Source organism: Spirillospora sp. NPDC048824 (genome assembly GCF_043198455.1).
Taxonomy (GTDB): Bacteria; Actinomycetota; Actinomycetes; order Streptosporangiales; family Streptosporangiaceae; genus Spirillospora.
This window is the reverse complement of the sequence record NZ_JBICUS010000012.1, coordinates 98,986-116,106: the sequence shown is the minus strand read 5'-3', so window position 1 is coordinate 116,106 and position 17,121 is coordinate 98,986. Positions and strand designations below refer to the sequence as shown.

The window sequence follows — 17,121 nt, the reverse complement described above, 5'->3', positions numbered from 1 at the left end:
GGGCGTCGCGCTCAGCGTCGTGGTCCTGACCATGGGCAATCGTCCCGCGGAACTGGCCCGCGCGGTGCGCAGCGCCTTCGAGCAGGAACACGTCGCCGTCGAGGTCGTCCTCGTCGGCAACGGCGTCGCGGGCGACTGGCTGCCCGGCGACGACCCCGTCTTCGACGACGAGCGCGTGACGCTCCTGCGCCTGCCGGGCAACGTCGGGATCCCCGCCGGCCGCAACCGCGGCGTGGCGGCGTCCTCCGGCGACGTCATCCTCTTCCTCGACGACGACGGCTGGTACCGCTCCACCCGCCTCGGCGCGCACCTGCGTGACAGGTTCACCGCCGAACCCGACCTCGGTGTCGTCTCGTTCCGCGTCCGCGACCCCGAGGGCGGACGCGGCGAACGCCGCCACGTCCCCCGGCTGCGCGCCGGCGACCCCGAACGCTCCTCCGCCGTCACCACGTTCCTCGGCGGCGCCTGCGCCGTCCGCCGCGCCGCGTTCGACGCCGGCGGCGGCCTCCCCGAGGACTTCTTCTACGCCCACGAGGAGACCGACCTCGCCTGGCAGATCCTCAACGCCGGGTACCGCATCGTCTACGACGCGGCCGCGGTCATGTTCCACCCCGCCGTCCTGCCCACGCGGCACGACATGTTCTACCGCTACAACGCCCGCAACCGCGTGTGGCTGGCCCGCCGCAACCTGCCGTGGCCGCTCGCCCTCACCTACCTCGCCGTGTGGGTCGCCATGACCGTCCTCCGCGAGCGCAGGCCGAGCGCCCTCAAGCCGTGGTTCAAGGGCTTCGCGGAAGGCTGGCGCAAACCCGCGGGCCCCCGCCGCCCCATCTCGTGGCGCACCGCCTGGCGCATGACGAGAACGGGCCGCCCGCCGATCATCTAGGCCCGGCCGCCCGTCACCCGGGCACCGCTCGTCATCGGGGCGTCGTCACGGCGGCGAGGATGAGATGCGCCAGTTCGGCGGCGATGTCGTCCAGCGGGATGTCCTGGTCGCGGGCGGACCAGTGGTGGACGAGGTTGTTGACGGCGCCGATGACGGCGATCATGGTGAGGTGGTAGTCGCGGTCGATGGCCTCGCCGCGCTCGACGGCCTCGCGGGCCATCGCGACCAGGGACTCCTCCCACCGGGCGCGCCTGCGCAGCCGGTGCCGCTCCAGGTCGGTGCTCACCCCGATGATCTCGACGAACGCGATGCGGGCCCAGCGCGGGTCGCTGGCGGTGACGGTGACGAACGCGCGCACGGCGCTTTCGACGCGGGCCGGCAGGTCCGCGTCCGCCGCCTCGGCGTAGGCGGCGGTGAGGGCCTGCGCGGCGCGCTCGTTGATGTCGTGGTGCAGCGCGGCGAGCAGTTCCTCGCGTCCGGAGAACTCCTCGTAGAAGTTGCGGGTCGACACGCTCGCCGTCGCGCACAGCCGTTCGATGGAGGTGGCCGCGTAGCCGCGGGTACCGAACAGTTCGAGCCCGGCGGCCAGCAGGCGCTCCCGTCGTTCGGCGCGGCGCTCCTCGGCCGTGCGGCCGCCGTAGCTGCGTCTGGGCGCGGGATTTCGGCCGGTCATCGCTCTCCGTCCACCCGTGCGAATGGGGCAGCGTTAGCCTAACCCGCGCGTCCGGCCACTTTTCACGCGTTCAGCCGGTGAGGAGAGTGTCGCGCCATTCGGGGTCGGTGGTGAGGACGGTCAGGCGCTGCGTCGCGCGGGACACGGCGACGTAGAGGACGCGCAGGCCGCGCGGGGACTGGGCGGCGATGGTCTCCGGCGCCACGATCACCGCGGCGTCGAACTCCAGGCCCTTCGCGTCGAGGACGTCCAGCACCTGGACGCGTTCGGGCAGGTCGGCGGCGAGGCGCTCGCGGTCGGCGGCGGTCCAGGCGGGTCCGCCGGGCACCGGGTTCGCGGCGGGGGCCGCGGGGGCGTGGAACGCGGGATCGTCGAACAGGGACTCCTGGCCGTCCGGCATGTCCGGCGTGTCCGCGGGCCGCGGCTCCTCCAGCGGCAGCGGGACGATGAGGCCGATGGTGCCCTCCACCTGTCCGAGCAGTTCCTCGGCCGCCTCCCACGCGGCGGTGACGCCGAGGCCGGGGACGACGCGGACGACCGGGTCGATGCCGGAGGTGCGGACGGCGCGGGCCGGGCGGGCGTCGGGCAGCGCCACCGCGAGCACCCGCGCGGACACGGCGGCGATCTCGGTGGAGTTGCGGTAGTTCGTGGTGAGCTCGTACTCGTGCCGGGTCCGGGGGGTCGCCGGGGCGGGCTTGCGGGTGCGGCGGCGGCCCCGCGCCGATCCCCGGGACGAGCCCGGGGACGCGGGCCGTTCGCCGCCGAGCGCGGCCTCCATGGCCTCCCGGGCGGCGTCGAGGTCCTCCCAGGCGCTCTGGGCGGGGTCCTCCACGATCGTCCAGCTGGCCTGGCGTCCGCGGCGGCCCAGCATCCGCCACTGCATGGGGGAGAGGTCCTGTGCCTCGTCCACGACGATGTGCGCGTACTCGGGACGCTCCTCCACCACGCCGTCGTCCACGCGCCGGGACCGCTCAAGCCGCTCGATCGACGTGGTGAGCTCCTGCATCTCGGGCTCCCACGTCTCGTCCACCACATCCTCGCCGGTGAGGATGTTGACGCCGTCCACGACGAACGGGTCGTCCTCGGACGGGGCCCTGCGGCGGCGGGACGGGCGGGGCGGGGAACCGAGCAGCGCGTCGAGCTCGTCGAGCAGCGCGACGTCCTGGTAGCTGAGGGGCGAGCCGTCCCCCGCCCAGGACTCGGCGAGCGGGGCGATGTCGGCGTGGCCGAGGTCGCGGCCGGCGGCGCGGCGCAGCCGGTCGGGGTCGCCGAGCGAGCGCAGCACGTCCAGCGGGCGGCGGAGCGGCCACCACGCGACGAGGAAGTCGGTGAACGTGCGCTGCTCGCGGACCCGGGCGTCGAACTGGTCGCGTTTCGGGTCGCCGCCGTTCCCGCGGCTCCCGCGTGCCGGCTCCTCGTCGATCGAGGCGAGGCCGTCCGCGGCGAGGATCGCGTTCCACAGGCCCGCTTCGGCGCCCTCCGCCTCCTCGGCCGCCTCCGGGCCCCCGACGTCGTTGAAACGCTCCCAGAGGGCGTCCAGGAGGAGTTCGGCGGCCCGGGCGCGCGCGGCGTTGACGCTGCCCCGGCTGCGCCGGTGGACCTCGCTCCTGATCCGGTCGAGGCGGCCCCGGTCCAGCGCCACGACGACGCCCTTGAACACCACGCGCAGCTCGTCCGGGGCGCCGGGCGCGTGGTCGGTCACGGCGCGCCTCAGCACCGTCGCCATCGTGCCGGCGCCCTTGACCCGGGCGACCCGCGGCGCGTCGTGCACGGTCGCGGTGACGCCGTCGACGAGGTCGCCGAGCGAGCGCAGTGCCGCCGAGCCCTCGCCGAGCGACGGCAGCACCCGCTCGATGTAGGCGGTGAACCGGCGGTTCGGGCCGATGACCAGCACGCCGCGGGAACCGAACCGCCGCCGGTGCCGGAACAGCAGGTACGCGACGCGGTGCAGGGCGACGGCCGTCTTGCCGGTGCCGGGGGCGCCGCGCACCAGGACGGTCCCGTCGGCGGGCGCGCGGATCACCTCGTCCTGCTCCCGCTGGATCGTCGCGACGATGTCGCGCATCTCGCCCTCGCGGGTGCGGGCGAGCGAGGCCAGGAACGCGCCGTCGCCGACGATCGTCATCCCGTCGGCCGCGTCCGGGTCGAGCAGGTCGTCCTCCAGGTCGACGACCGTGTGCCCGCGCGAGTGCAGGACGCGGCGGCGGACGACGCCGCGCGGGTCCTCGGGGGTGGCGCGGTAGAAGTCCTCGGCGGCGGGCGCCCGCCAGTCGATCACCAGGGAGTCGTGTTCGCTGGTCCGCACGCCGATGCGGCCGATGTAGCGGACCTCGCGGGAGGCCAGGTCGAGCCGGCCGAACACCAGCCCGTCGTCGGCGACGTCGAGGGCCTGGGCGCGCAGGGCGGCCTGGTGGACCATCGCGTCCCGGTCCACCAGCGAGCCCTTGGTGCCGGCGAGCGACTGGCGGTAGCCCTCCTGGATCATGGCCTGGGCGTCGGCGCGCATCTCCTCCAGGCGGGCGTAGGCGATGTCGACATGGCGCTGCTCGGCGGCGATCTCTTGATCCTTGACCGTGCCGCCGGGGCCGGTCGGCCGCCCGGTGACCTGGGACGACATGCAGGCTGCTCCTCGCACGTGTATCGCGCCCGGGGACGTCCCCCGGCGCCCCGAAGGGGCGAAAGAGACAGCTTATTCGGTCCGCCGGACCTTCAGCGTGGCCCGGACGTTCCGGCAGGTGAGCGGCGTGCCAGCCGGGATACCAGACCGCCCGGGAACGCGCCGCCGCCCTCCGCGCGGACGTGCAGTTCCCCCTCGGGGCGGGCGAGCGACCGGTCGATCGCGTCGAGGACGAGCCGCGCCGGCGTATCGGCGGCGGCGCGGGTGCAGCGGAACGTCACGCCCCGCCCGCCGTGCTCCGCCCAGAGCGCTTCGGTGTAGGCCGCGACGGCCGCGGAGGCGGCGGCACCGGCCGACGCGCCGGGCACCGGCGCGGCCGGACAGAAGATCATTTCGCCGCGCCCGCGCTCCAGCATGCCGGGCAGCGTCGCCCGCACGACGTGGACGGTGCCGAGGACGCCGGTCCGCAGGACGCGCTCCACCTCGTCCAGGGGCTGCTCCAGCGCGGGCGCGACCGGCGCGATCATGGCGGTGTGGACGACCCGCTGCACGGGACCCGCCATCGTCACGACGTCCGCGACGGCCGCGGGGTCGGTGACGTCGCACGTCCGCACGTGCATGTTCGGGGAACGCAGCGCCGTGGCGGCCAGGCCGCCGGCGTCCGCGTCGACCGCGACGACGTCCCAGGCGGCCGCGGCCAGCCGCTGCGCCGCCAGCGCGCCGAGACCGCGCGCGGCACCCGTCACCAGCGCCGTCCGCCTCATCCGCGCACCTCCTCGGCGGCCTCGAAGGTCATCATGAGGTGCCCGACGGTGCTCGTGCTCAGCGCCCGCGCCCGGTCCAGGCCCAGCCCGCGCAGCTCCTCCGCCACCGGATGGTCGCCCAGGACGACCTTCGCCCCTCCCGGGCGCATCCGCACGTCGGACGGCGTGACCGTCCACGGCGTCCGGCGTGTGACACCGTCCATGCACGAGTACGCCTCGACGCTGGGCGTCCCGGAGCCGCTCGGCATCGGCGCGCCCGGCCTGACCGCCACCTCGATCGCCGTGCGGCCGCCGAGCCGCACGGCGCACCGCTTCACGCGTCCCGCCAGGTCCATGGGGATGTCGGCGAGCTCCTTCGGGAAACCCCAGATCGTCCGTCCGGCCTCCAGGGTGAACTCCTGGTTGACGGGCAGCCAGTGGATGAACGCCCCGATCCCCGCCATGCCGCCGCCGGTGAACGCGCGCAGCCTCCCGAGCGTCCCGGACGGCGGCGCCGACCCGGGCGGCCGGACCAGGAACGCGACGGCGAACTCGTGGTAGGGCCCGAGATCCCCGTCCGCGTACCGGACGAACGCCAGCGAGCAGACGGCCCTGCCCGGCAGCGGCTCGGCGACGTCGAGCCCGGAGTAGGCGATGACGGCCTGGGCCGCGTCCGCGGGCACGGCGAACATGGCGGACGCCACCGCGGCCTCGCGGATCCGGACCGGCAGATCGACCTGTTCCCCTTGGATCGCATGGGCGTGCACGGCACTTGTCACACCGCTTAGTAGAACAGGTTCTCGTTTTACTTCCAAGGACTGACGGCGGCCCGTCTCGTCAGCCCTTCTCGACGGCCGTCCCGATGCGGTCAAGGGTGGCGCGCATCCCGCCCCGGTTGACGGCGGCGCGCCGGTCGGCGGGCACACCGGTGAAAAGCCTGCCGAGCAGCGAGACGAACGCGGCGCCCCGGCCGTCGCGCCGCAGGTCCTCCCAGTACTCGGTGAGCCGGGTCCGGGGCTCGGACGGGTCGTCCGCGATGTCCTCGATGCGGTAACCCCACAGCGCCACCGGCATCCCGAAGCTCGACACCCGGAACGCGAACGCCTCTCCCGGCACCGCGGCCGTCACCTGGCACGTCGTGAACCACACGCGCCAGCCGATCCGGTTGAACCCCACGAACCTCGTCCCCGGCGCGATGCTCCGCCCGCGCACCCACGCGGCGAACACCTCCGGGCTCCACTCGCGCATCCGCCGCGGATCGGCGACCGCGGCGTACACGGCCTCCGCCGTCGCCGCGACGGACACGCTCTCCTCGACCACCCACTCCCGTTCCATGACCGGATCCTCCCACTTCATGACCGTCCGGTCACAACAGGTGGGCGAATTGCCGCCGCCAGGACGCGTACCAGGTCCTGAACCACGGCTCCGTCTCGGCGAGCGGGACGATGTAGGTGAGCGTCTCCGTGTAGTAGCGGCGCTGGAAGTCCGGCGGCATCCGGTCGAGGGTCTGGACGTTGCTCGCGCGGTCGGCGAGCTTCACCAGCACGGCCTCGCGCGGGGCGTCCCGGAGGCGGCGCAGATAGGCGGACCTGGCGGCGCGCTTCGCCTGGCGGCCGGTACCGGCGGCGGGCGGCTTGGTCACCCAGTCGACCAGTTCGGTCACCTCGGGGCCGAACTCGGCCTCAACATCGGCGAGGGTGGCCGGGGTGTCCTCGACGACGTCGTGCAGCAGCGCGGCGGACAGGATCGCCGGGTCGGTCACGCCGGGGCCGCGGGTCAGCACCTCCAGGGCCTCCAGCAGATGCACGATGTACGGGTCGCCGGTCGGGCGCAGCTGGTCGCCGTGCCAGCGCCGGGCGGCCTCCGCGGCCCTGCCGAGGCCGTCCAGGTCGATCTCGCCGCCGATCTTCCCGGCGGCGAGGCCCGCCCTGGCCTCGTCCCAGGTTCGCCAGTGGGTGAAGACCTCCACGGTTCCTCCGTTCAGTCGCGCGGACGCCACGCACAGGGCAAGGTGGATGTCGTCCTTTAGGGCAGTGAAAGCACACAGGCACGGTACGCGGAAGGAGGGGGCACGGTCGTGGGCGAAAGCCGGCAGCGCCCCGGTGGCCGGCCGGAGTCCGTGGGCGGGGTCCGGGTGGCCCTCGGCCTGATCTCCGGGGTGGTGGCCATCGCCCTCGTCGCCGTGCTCGTCGACAGATTCGTCCTCGGCGCGGAATGGTGGCAGGTCCGGCATACGGTGACCGCCGATCCCGTCACACCGCAGCGTGAGGTGGGCCCGCCGCCCGGTCCGCTCACGGTGAGCTGGGAGCACACGACCCGGACGCACCACGGGTCCGTCGCCGGCTACGACGGAGTCGCCTACGCGGTTGCGCAGGGCCAGGTGGTGACGGCGTCCGGGCACGGGCTGGAGGTCCGGGACGCGCGGACCGGCACGGGCCGCTGGAGCTACCGCCGCTCCGGGTGGACGATGCTCGGCTGGGCGTCCACGCGGTCCCGGCTGTTCGGCTACTTCGAGAGGGACGGCGACCGCGGCGACCGGCTGATCATCGCGTTCGACGCGCTGTCGGGCGGTCTGCTGTGGCGGCGCGAGGGGCTGCGTCCCGCCGCCGTCTCCCGGACGACGCTGCAGTGGCCCGCCGGTTCGGACGTCGTGTTCACCACCGACGACGAGCGCCGGACGCTGTTCGGCGTCTCGGCGGCGACGGGCAATCAGGTGTGGCGGCTGCCGCTGCCGCGCGGCTGCCTGCTGCTGGAGGGCGGCGCGCGGCCGTCCGCCGCACGGGAGGATCTCGCGGCGCTGGCCCTGGACTGCGCCGGCGAGGAGCGGCACAGCCGGCTGCTGGCCGTCGAGCCGGGCAAGGGCGCCGTCCGCTGGGACCGGCGGCTCGGCTCGAAGGAGTCACCCGAGGTGTCGATCCTCGACGGCGTGACGCTGGCCTCGGACGGGACGGCGCTGCGCGCGTTCGACGCCGACGGCGAGCAGTTCGCCGTCTGGGAGGGCGACGGGGTGTGCGGCGACACCATGTGCCCGGGAGTGCTGAGGTCGGGACGGCTCGTGATCGTCTACCACCCGGACGGCGCGAAGCGGGGCGAGACCTGGATGGAGGCGGTACGGGTGCCGTCCGGCAAGGTCGAGTGGCGGCGCGAGTCCCCGGCGTACGCGGCGCTCGCGGAGGCGGGCGGCGACGTGTACGCGCTGCGTCCCCGGCTGTCGGGTCGGCTGCTGCCGGCGGCCGTCGACATCGTCGAGCCCGGCGACGGGCACACCACGACCGCGCCCGCGCCGATCTCGATGAACCCCGACCTGCCCGGTCCGCGGCCGTGGCTGGCGGCGGCGGGCGGGCTGCTGTACGCGGCCGTCCCGCAGGCGGCGCCGCGTCCGGACGGCGCCGCGCGGCTCGTCGCGCTCCGCGGCGGGCTCGCGGGCACCGGCCCGGCGGAGCTGGGCGGGGTACCGGAGGCGGACTGGCCGGACGCCTGCACACTGCTGGAGAAGCCCGACCTGGTCGCGGCGCGCGTGGCCGGCCACGTCGACGAGCCCGCCGACGCGGCCGCCGGCCCGGTCCGGCTGCCGCGCCCGGTGTCCTGCAGGTACGAGCCGCCGGAAGAGGACGAGGACGCCGGGGACGGCGACGGGGACACCGGGTCCGGCGGCGACCCGGAGGGCGAGGAGCCGAAGCGGTCGAAGCCGGCCACCCCGCGACCGACCGGCCCCGAACCGACCGGCCCCGAACCGACCGGCCCCGAACCGACCGGCCCCGAACCGACCTCATCCAGGACGGCCGGACCCGAATCGGCCGGACCCCGGCCGACCGGGGCGGAGTCCGCCGGGTCGAGGTCCCCGACGGCGGATCCCGGCGAGGGCGGCGATCCGGTGCGGACCGTGGGCGGCTTCACCGTCAGCGTCCGCTGGGTGGCCAGGACCGATCATGAGGCGTCGCAGATGCTGGACGCCCTCCAGGCCACGCAGGCGAAGGCCCGCAAACGCCGCGACATCGGCGCGGACGAGGCGTACGAGATCGGCCCGGCCGCCGGCATGATCGCCCTGCGCGTCGGCCGGTACGTCGTGGTGGTCGAGGCCGACCGCCCGCCGGGCGTCGCCGCCCGCCTGGCCCGCTCCGTCGCCTACCGCCTGCACAACCCGTCCTGACGCCGCTGCCCGGCGGCGCCGGGGCTCAGTACTCGGGGACGGGCTCGGGCTCTGGCAAGTGTTCCGGGACCGCGGCGGGGGAGCGGCCCGCCCACGCTTCGAGCTGGGCGACGAAACGCTCGGCGTGGACGGGCCAGTGGAACCGCTCGCGGGCGGCCCGGTGGCCGCGCTCGCCGAGGCCGGCACGCAGCTCCGGGTCGTCGCGCAGCCGGAGCACGGCCTTGGCGGCGGCCTCCGGGTCCCCGAACGGGACGATCAGCCCGCAGTCCGCGGGTTCGACGATGTCCACGGCGGGCGGGTTCGGCGTGGTGATGACCGGGATGCCGCGGGCCATGTACTCCACGACCTTGGTCGGCATCGAGTGCCGGTAGTTGGGCTCGTCGTGCAGCAGCGCCAGCCCCGCCATGGCGCCCTCGGCGATGCGCAGCGCCCGGTCATTGGGGACGAACCCGTACCAGCGCAGGGTTCCCTCGCGCTGCGCGCCCCGGAGCGCGTCCTTGACGTCGGCGTCGGCGGCCCCGATCAGTTCGACCAGGACGCCCTCGGCGGCCAGCGTCCCGGCCATCTCGATCATGTCGAGGGCGCCGCGCGCCCGGGACAACTGCCCGACGTAGACGGCGCGGCGGCCGTCCGGCCGTCCGGGCGGCACGTCGGAGACGTAGGTGGTGTTGGGCACGACGGGATGTTCGTCGCGGAACCGGGCCCGGTAGCCCTCCTCGGCGAGCAGCAGGCGGTGCCGCCGTTCGCTGCGCCGCTCCAGGCGGTGGACGGCGGGGCGGAGCAGGGGACGCGCCGGCGCGGGCACCCAGCCCTTGGCGCTGAGGGCGGCGGCGGTGTCCTCGTGGACGTCCCACACGACGGTCCGCGCCCGCACCTCGCGGGGGAGGGACACCAGCAGTTCGGGGTCGTGCAGGAGGATCACGTCGGCGTAGGCGGCGTGTTCGGTGAGGGCCCGGTGGGCGGCGCGCAGGGCCCGGAGGCGGCGCCGCCCGGTGGCGCGCGGAACGTCCACCGGGCTGATCTCCCGCCACGGCGTCGCATTACATGCCCGAAATGGCGCAATATATGTGACTTCGTGGCCGGCATCGAGCAGCGCGCGTATCTGCCGGTGCAGAATGCGCGCGTCCTCGGGATGGTGCACCACCGTGCAAACGCAGACCCGCATTACTCTCACTCCGGTCCGAATCAATGCCTACGGCCGAGTCTCGGTTGCTCATGGAAATTGCCGATGAATTCCCGCTGTCCCCGACATGGACGCCGCCAGGCGATTCATCCCTGTCAGAGAAGTTCGACGGTGTCCTGCTGGGTGTTGCGGGTTCGGCCGCGGGTGTCGAAGAGCAGGCGGGCGTGCCGTGTCAGCGTCGCCGCGTCGTAGGCGGCGTGGCCGGCCAGGACGATCGCCAGGTCGGCCGCCTCCAGCGCGGCCCGCAGATCGTCGCCCGCGTTCGCGACCTCGGTCCCGTCGACCTGCCAGGACGAGACGTGCGGGTCGTGGAACGACAGATCGGCACCGAGCCGTGCCAGCCGCCGGGCCACCGGGCGGGCCGGCGACTCGCGCTGGTCGGCGATGTCGGCCTTGTAGGTGACGCCGAGGAGCAGCACCCGGGCGCCCTTCAGCGCGCGTCCCTCGCGGTTGAGGAGTTGCTGCGCGCGTTCCACCACGTACCGCGGCATCCGGTCGTTGATCTCCTGGGCCAGCTCCACGAACCGGAACGGATAGCCCAGCGAGCGGACCTTGTACGACAGGTAGTTCGGGTCGATCGGTATGCAGTGCCCGCCGACGCCGGGACCCGGCCGGAACGCCTGGAACCCGAACGGCTTGGTGGCCGCGCAGTCGATCGCGTCCCACAGGTCGATGCCGAGCTCGTTGCAGAACACCGCCATCTCGTTGACCAGCGCGATGTTGACGTGCCGGTAGGTGTTCTCCAGCAGCTTGGCCATCTCCGCCTCGCGGGTGCCCTTGGCCTGCACGACCCGGTCGACGAACTTGCCGTAGAACGCCGCCGCCGCCGACGCGCACGCCGGGCCGAGCCCGCCGACGATCTTCGGTGTGTTGCGCACCCCGTAGACCGGGTTGCCCGGGTCGATCCGCTCCGGCGAGAACGCCAGATGGAACTCGTCCCCGGCGACCAGGCCGGACGTCTCCAGGATCGGCCGGACGACCTCCTCGGTGGTACCGGGGTACGTGGTCGACTCCAGCACGACCAGCATCCCCGGCTCCAGGTGCCGGGCGACCGTCTCGGCCGCGCCGCGCACCGCGGTGAGGTCGGGGCCGCCCTCGGGCGACAGCGGCGTCGGCACGCAGATGACCACGGTGCGGGCGCCGTCCAGGATGTCCTCCTGCAGGCTCGGGACGAACCCGGCCTCCAGCATCTCCTCCATGTCGGCCGGCGAGACGTCGTCGATGTGCGACAGCCCGGCCTTGAGCCCGGCGACGACGCGCGCGTCGCGGTCGAGGCCGCCGACCCGCAGGCCGGCCCGGACGGCCTCCCGCACGAGCGGCAGTCCCACGTAGCCGAGTCCGATGACCACCAGATCCACGCCGGTGGCTCCCTTCGCGCGTTATGTGAACGGGTACGCGGCCAGATATCCGGCCGTCACGGTGCGCCAGGTGCGTTCCGCTCGGACCCATTCCCGGGCCGCCTGCCCGATTTTCAGCCTTCTTTCGGGACTGTAAGCCAGATCTTCCAGGCAATTCGCCCATGCTTCCGGGTCTTCCGGAACTGTTAACGCGCCGGTTACGCCAGGTTCCACAATTTCCCGAAGTGCCCCGACTTCACTGGCTATGACCGGGAGTCCCCCGGCCATCGCCTCGATCGGCTTGAGAGGCGTCACCAGCTGGCAGACCCGGTCCGCCCGGCGCGGAACCGCGAACACATCGAGGACGGCATGGAACCGGCGAACGGACCCCATCGGCACCCGGCCGGTGAACACGGCGTGAACGCCGTGCCCGGCCGCGCGCCGTTCGAGCGCGCCGCGTTCGGGGCCGTCGCCGACCAGCAGCAGCGTGACGGGCGCGCCGCGGTCGCGCAGCAGCGCCGCCGCGTCGATGAGCGTGTCGATGCCCTCGTAGCCGTAGAACGACGACGTGAGGCCGACGACCGTCGCGCTCTCCGGGATGCCGAGCCGGTCGCGCAGGCCGCCGGGGTCGGGGAGCGGTTCGAGGAACACCTCGTCCACACCGTTCGGCACCGTGAAGATCTTTTCCTCGGGGATGCCGCGGGACGCGATCTCCGCCCGCATCGCCTCGCCCAGCGTCACCACCGCGTCCGCCTCGGCCATGCGGCGCGTCTCCAGCTCGCGGGTCAGCCGGTAGAAGTCGTCCGCCTCGCTGTGCGCGGGGTCGCGCGACAGCCAGGAGTCCTCCAGGAATCCCCGCACCTCGTACACGACGGGCAGGCCGTGCCGGCGGCCCAGCTCCAGCGCGACGGCCGCGTTCAGATGGTTGCTGACCGCGTGCAGGACGGACGGCCGCAGCTCCTCGACGAGGCGTCCGGCCAGATCGGCGCTCCTGCCGACGGCCCGGAGCGGATCGGCCGGCGGCAGCCACGGGAGCAGCCGGTGGTAGGGGACGCCCTCGACGTCCACCCGCGTCCGCGCGTCGCCGGCGCCCTGGCTGAGCGGGTATCCGAGCCGCGTCACCACGTGCGTGTCGAGGCCCGCCTCCCGCTGGGCGAGGGCGATCCGGTGCGTCCGGACGGTGTATCCCGCGTTCGTGCGCGGCAGGGCGTTCGTCACGAACTGCAGGACCGTCCTCCCGGACGGGGCGGCCTTCCCGGAAGGGGCGGCGCCGCGCGCGCGAGCGGACGGGGAATGGGCCAGCAGACGGCGCAGGTCGGCCGTCTCGCGCTGAACGTCCCGGGGTTTCGCGACGACGAGCCGGGAACGCCGCAGCCGGGCCCCGGCCGGGGTCCGGGCGAGCAGCCGGACGGCCAGCCGGAACGCCCGGCCGGGATCGTCCCTGACCTGCCGCCAGGCGAGCCCCGCCAGATAGACGTGTTTCTTTGTGGGCACGGCGGGCGAGCGTAGGCAACCCCGATGAACAGAAGGGAAATTGTGTTGGGACCCATCGTGCACGTCCTGGGGGCGCGGCCGAACTTCGTCAAGGCCGCCCCGGTGATCCACGCGCTGGGCGCCGCGGGCGCCGAGCAGACGGTGATCCACACCGGCCAGCACTACGACGCCCGGATGTCGGAGATCTTCTTCGACGAGCTGGGCCTGCCGGAACCCGACGTCAACCTCGGCGTCGGCTCCGGCGGACACGCCGAGCAGACCGCCGCGCTGCTCGTCGGGCTGGAGAAGGAGTTCACGAGCCGTTCACCCGCACTCGTCATCGTGTACGGCGACGTGAACTCGACCATCGCCGCCGCCCTCGTCGCGGCCAAGCTGCAGATCCCCGTCGCCCACGTGGAAGCCGGGCTGCGGAGCTTCGACATGTCCATGCCGGAGGAGGTCAACCGGCGCGTCACCGACCAGCTCTCCGCGCTCTGCCTGGTCACGAGCCCGGAGGGGATCGGCCACCTCGCGAACGAGGGCGTCCCGGTCGAGCGCGCCCACCTCGTCGGCAACCCGATGATCGACACGCTGCTGGCGAACCTCGGCTCGTTCGACACCGGCGCGGTCCGGGAGACGCACGGGCTGCCCGAACGGTACGTCCTGGCGACGATGCACCGGCCCGCGAACGTGGACGCACCCGAGACGGCGGCGGCCCTCGTCCGGCACCTGCACGGCGTCGCCGACCTCGCCGACCTGGTCATCCCCGTCCACCCGCGCGGCCGGGCGAACCTGATGGCCGCCGGCCTCGGCGACCACGACGGCGTGCACATCCTGGAGCCGCTCGGGTACATCGACTTCATCGCGGCCGTGCGCGGGGCGGCGGCGGTCGTCACGGACTCGGGGGGCCTGCAGGAGGAGACGACGATCCTCGGCGTGCCGTGCCTGACGGTCCGTCCCAACACCGAGCGGCCCATCACCATCACCCACGGCACGAACCGCCTCGTCACGTTCGAGGAGCTCGTTCCCGGGGTGCGCAAGGTCCTGGAGGCGGAGGCGCGGGCGGGCGACCGCAAGCCGCCGCTGTGGGACGGCCACGCCGGCCCCCGCATCGCAGAAGTGATCATGGAGTTCCTGGGTGAGTGACGAGGCGAAGGACGCGGCGCGGCAGGAGGCGAGGGCGTACCAGCAGCTCGGACGCCTGAAGTCCACGCTGCGCGAACGCGAGGCGCGCGTCGCCGAACTGGAGAAGCAGCTCGCAGCGCTGGAGCGCTCGACGGCCCTGCAGTTCGGGCGCCTCGTCGCCGGCGCCGCGCGCAACCCCAGGCGCGGCCGGCGGCTGCCCAAGGACCTGTACCGGCTGTGGCGCACCCGGAACGCGCCCGCCGCGGCGGCGAAGTCCGCCGCCGCCGGCGGCGGTGTCGAGGCCGACCGCATCGACCGGCCCGAGAACCGCCTGCTCGTCGCCGGGCCGTGCGACACCCTGATCATCGCGGGCATCCTCACCCCGCGCACCGCGTCGCGGCTCGCCGAGCACGCCAAGGTCGTCCCGCTGTACCCGCACGACGCCGCGATCGTCCTCGACCGGGCGGACGTGGACATGGTCGTCGTGGACGCGGCGGCCGGCGAACCCGGCGGCCCCTGGGCGTACCTGGGCGTCCCCGGCATGTACGACCGGGACGCCGCACTGGACGGCGTCCGCAGGATCGCCGCCGCCCGCTCGCTCCCGCTCGTCCTGTGCGGCGAGGCGCCGCCCGCCACCCTGGCCTGCCTGACCTGGGACGCCGTGATCGCCGACGGCGCCACCGACCCCGGCCGGCTCGCGCGAATCGTTGAACCGGCCCATTGAAAGGAACCACCGTGCGACCACGCGCCCTCGTCTACGGCGACGTCGATCTCAACATGATCGACGGATCGGCGATCTGGGCCCAGGGCATGGTCCAGGCCCTCGCCCGCGCCGGCTGCGAGGTGACCCTGGTCCTCAAGGCCCCCATCCGGACCGGACGTCTCGTCGACCCGCTGCGCGCCCTGCCCGGCGTCACCGTCCGAAGCCCGCACGCCGAAGGCATGTTCGACGGCCTCCTCGTCCCGAAGCACGCCGCGACGATCCTCGCCCGCATCGACGCCGACGAGCAGCGCGCGCCGAGCGGAGACGGCCGGCCGGGGCACGGGTTCGACCTGGTCGTCGTCCGCGGCCGGCGCCTCGCGGCCAAACTCGCCGCGGGTCCCCTGGCCGGACGCCTGTGGACGTACCTGACCGACGTCCCCCAGTCCGCCGCCGAGTTCACCGCGTCCGCCAAGGGCGAGCTGCGCCGGATCGCCGACGCGTCCCGCGTGCTGCTCTGCCAGACCGAGGAACTCCGCGGCTTCATGGAAGGCGCCGTGCCCGCCGCGGCCGGCAAGAGCGTCCTGTTCCCGCCCGTCGTCGTCCTCCCGGAGGGCCTGACGCCCCGCCCCGCCGGGGCACCGGACCACCGCGCGCTCCGCCTCGTCTACACCGGCAAGTTCGCGCCGCGCTGGAACACCTACGAGATGACCTCCCTGCCGCGCCTGCTCGCCATCCGCGGCGTCGAGGCCGAACTCCACATGGTCGGCGACAAGATCCACGACGATCCCGCCGACCCGGGCTTCGCGACCCGGATGCGGACCGCGCTGGAGAGCGGCGAGGGCGTCGTCTGGCACGGCGGCCATCCCCGCGCCGAGGCGATGCGGCTGACGGCCGCCTCCGACGTGGGCCTCTCCTGGCGGCACCCCGAGATGGACGCGAGCCTCGAACTGTCCACGAAGGTTCTGGAATGCGGCACCTTGGGGGTCCCGGTCGTCCTGAACCGGACGCCCATGCACGAACGCCTCCTCGGTGCCGACTACCCCCTGTTCGCCGCCACCGAAGACGACGTCCTGGACGCCCTGGCCCTCATCGGCAAGAACCCCGACGTCTTCACCCTCGCCGCGGACCGCTGCCGGTCGGCCGCCGCCGAATACACCCTGGACGCCGCCGCCGGCCGCCTCCGCGCCTACCTGTCCCAGACGTTCCCGGAGCCGTCCGAGGCCGTCCTGTCCGTGAAGGACCGCCGGCTCCGCGTGGGCGTCGCGGGCCACGACCTGAAGTTCTTCAGCCGCCTCCTCGACTACATGCGTTCACGCCCCGACATGGAGGTCCGGGTCGACCACTGGGCCGCGTTGAAGGCCCACGACGAGAAACGCAGCCAGGACCTGGTCGACTGGGCCGACGTCGTCATCTGCGAATGGTGCGGCCCGAACGCCCTCTGGTACGCGGACCGCAAACGACCGGACCAGCGCCTCGTCGTCCGGCTGCACCGCTTCGAGCTGTACGCGCACTGGCCGAAACAACTGAAGATCGACGCCGTCGACCAGGTCGTCTGCGTCAGCCCCCACTACACCGGCCTGACCCGCGAGATCACCGGCTGGCCCGCCGAGAAGGTCGTCACCGTCCCCAACTGGGTCGACGACGCCCAGCTCGACCGGCACAAGCTGCCCGGCGCCGAACACCACCTCGGCATGATCGGCATCGCGCCGGCCCGCAAACGCCTGGACCTGGCCCTCGACGTCCTCGAAGAACTCCGCCGCGACGACCCCCGCTTCACGCTCTTCGTCAAATCCAAGCTCCCCTGGGAGTACTGGTGGATCTGGCAGAAGGACGAGGAACGCGCCCACTACGACGAGGTCTTCCGCCGCATCCGCCGCTCCCGCCTGCTGTCCGGCGGCGTCGTCTTCGACTCCTACGGCCGCGACGTGGCGTCCTGGCTGCGCCGCATCGGCTTCGTCCTCTCCACCAGCGACGACGAGAGCTTCCACCTGGCACCCGCCGAAGGCATGGCGTCCGGCGCCGTCCCGGCCCTGCTGCCGTGGCCGGGCGCCGACACCATCTACGACGCCCGCTGGATCCACGAAACCCCGTCCGCCATGGCCGCGTCCATCGCCGCGACCGTCTCCCAGGACCGCTGGGAAACCGACCGGGCGCTTGCCCGCAGCCAGGTCAGGACCGCCTACGGCCTGGACGAGGTCTGCCGCCGATGGACGGACCTCCTCGCCGGATGA

Annotated in this window: 14 protein-coding genes; 5 read left to right on the top strand and 9 right to left on the bottom strand. The window is 73.8% G+C overall.

Annotated elements, in window-relative coordinates:
- Positions 1–31 precede the first annotated feature (31 nt).
- Positions 32–886: a glycosyltransferase family 2 protein gene (locus ACGFIS_RS23760; RefSeq protein ID WP_392912132.1), complete on the top strand. Its 855-nt coding sequence runs from the start codon at positions 32–34 to the stop codon at positions 884–886.
- Between the two features lie 31 nt (positions 887–917).
- On the opposite strand, the gene ACGFIS_RS23755 is transcribed toward ACGFIS_RS23760, so the two are convergent.
- From ACGFIS_RS23755 to ACGFIS_RS23730, 6 genes are all read right to left on the bottom strand, one after another.
- On the bottom strand, positions 918–1,559 hold the full coding sequence (locus ACGFIS_RS23755) for a TetR/AcrR family transcriptional regulator (protein ID WP_392911853.1): 642 nt from the start codon (positions 1,557–1,559) through the stop codon (positions 918–920).
- A 70-nt stretch (positions 1,560–1,629) separates the two neighbouring features.
- Entirely contained in the window at positions 1,630–4,176 is a 2,547-nt protein-coding gene (locus ACGFIS_RS23750; RefSeq protein WP_392972504.1) for a HelD family protein, read from the bottom strand.
- Positions 4,177–4,268: 92 nt separating this feature from the next.
- A complete protein-coding gene (locus ACGFIS_RS23745) occupies positions 4,269–4,940 on the bottom strand; it encodes an SDR family NAD(P)-dependent oxidoreductase (RefSeq protein ID WP_392972502.1) in 672 nt (223 codons plus the stop codon).
- Entirely contained in the window at positions 4,937–5,698 is a 762-nt protein-coding gene (locus tag ACGFIS_RS23740; protein ID WP_392972500.1) for an acetoacetate decarboxylase family protein, read from the bottom strand. Before ACGFIS_RS23740 ends, ACGFIS_RS23745 begins: the two co-directional genes overlap by 4 nt.
- A gap of 58 nt (positions 5,699–5,756) precedes the next feature.
- Positions 5,757–6,254, bottom strand: coding sequence for an SRPBCC family protein (locus ACGFIS_RS23735; RefSeq protein WP_392911861.1), 498 nt, complete (start codon positions 6,252–6,254; stop codon positions 5,757–5,759).
- Between the two features lie 31 nt (positions 6,255–6,285).
- Entirely contained in the window at positions 6,286–6,888 is a 603-nt protein-coding gene (locus ACGFIS_RS23730; RefSeq protein ID WP_392911863.1) for an HD domain-containing protein, read from the bottom strand.
- A gap of 108 nt (positions 6,889–6,996) precedes the next feature.
- On the opposite strand from ACGFIS_RS23730, the gene ACGFIS_RS23725 reads away from it, so the two are divergent.
- The gene (locus ACGFIS_RS23725) at positions 6,997–9,069 is read left to right on the top strand and encodes a PQQ-binding-like beta-propeller repeat protein (protein ID WP_392972498.1); all 2,073 of its coding nucleotides are present in this window, start codon (positions 6,997–6,999) and stop codon (positions 9,067–9,069) included.
- Positions 9,070–9,094: 25 nt separating this feature from the next.
- On the opposite strand, the gene ACGFIS_RS23720 is transcribed toward ACGFIS_RS23725, so the two are convergent.
- The 3 genes from ACGFIS_RS23720 to ACGFIS_RS23710 form a co-directional block, all read right to left on the bottom strand.
- Entirely contained in the window at positions 9,095–10,234 is a 1,140-nt protein-coding gene (locus ACGFIS_RS23720; RefSeq protein WP_392972496.1) for a glycosyltransferase family 4 protein, read from the bottom strand.
- A gap of 113 nt (positions 10,235–10,347) precedes the next feature.
- Positions 10,348–11,610 carry a nucleotide sugar dehydrogenase gene (locus tag ACGFIS_RS23715; RefSeq protein ID WP_392911869.1) on the bottom strand — a complete coding sequence of 421 codons (1,263 nt, stop codon included), beginning with the start codon at positions 11,608–11,610 and terminating at the stop codon, positions 10,348–10,350.
- A gap of 21 nt (positions 11,611–11,631) precedes the next feature.
- Complete coding sequence (locus tag ACGFIS_RS23710; RefSeq protein WP_392972494.1) at positions 11,632–13,083, bottom strand: glycosyltransferase family 4 protein; 1,452 nt, start codon at positions 13,081–13,083, stop codon at positions 11,632–11,634.
- Between the two features lie 24 nt (positions 13,084–13,107).
- On the opposite strand from ACGFIS_RS23710, the gene wecB reads away from it, so the two are divergent.
- From wecB to ACGFIS_RS23695, 3 genes are read left to right on the top strand one after another with little or no spacing between them, the layout of a single operon-like run.
- Positions 13,108–14,208 carry a non-hydrolyzing UDP-N-acetylglucosamine 2-epimerase gene (gene wecB / locus ACGFIS_RS23705; protein WP_392972492.1) on the top strand — a complete coding sequence of 367 codons (1,101 nt, stop codon included), beginning with the start codon at positions 13,108–13,110 and terminating at the stop codon, positions 14,206–14,208.
- Positions 14,201–14,911, top strand: coding sequence for a hypothetical protein (locus tag ACGFIS_RS23700; protein ID WP_392972490.1), 711 nt, complete (start codon positions 14,201–14,203; stop codon positions 14,909–14,911). Before wecB ends, ACGFIS_RS23700 begins: the two co-directional genes overlap by 8 nt.
- 53 nt (positions 14,912–14,964) lie before the next feature.
- A complete protein-coding gene (locus ACGFIS_RS23695) occupies positions 14,965–17,121 on the top strand; it encodes a glycosyltransferase family 1 protein (protein WP_392972600.1) in 2,157 nt (718 codons plus the stop codon).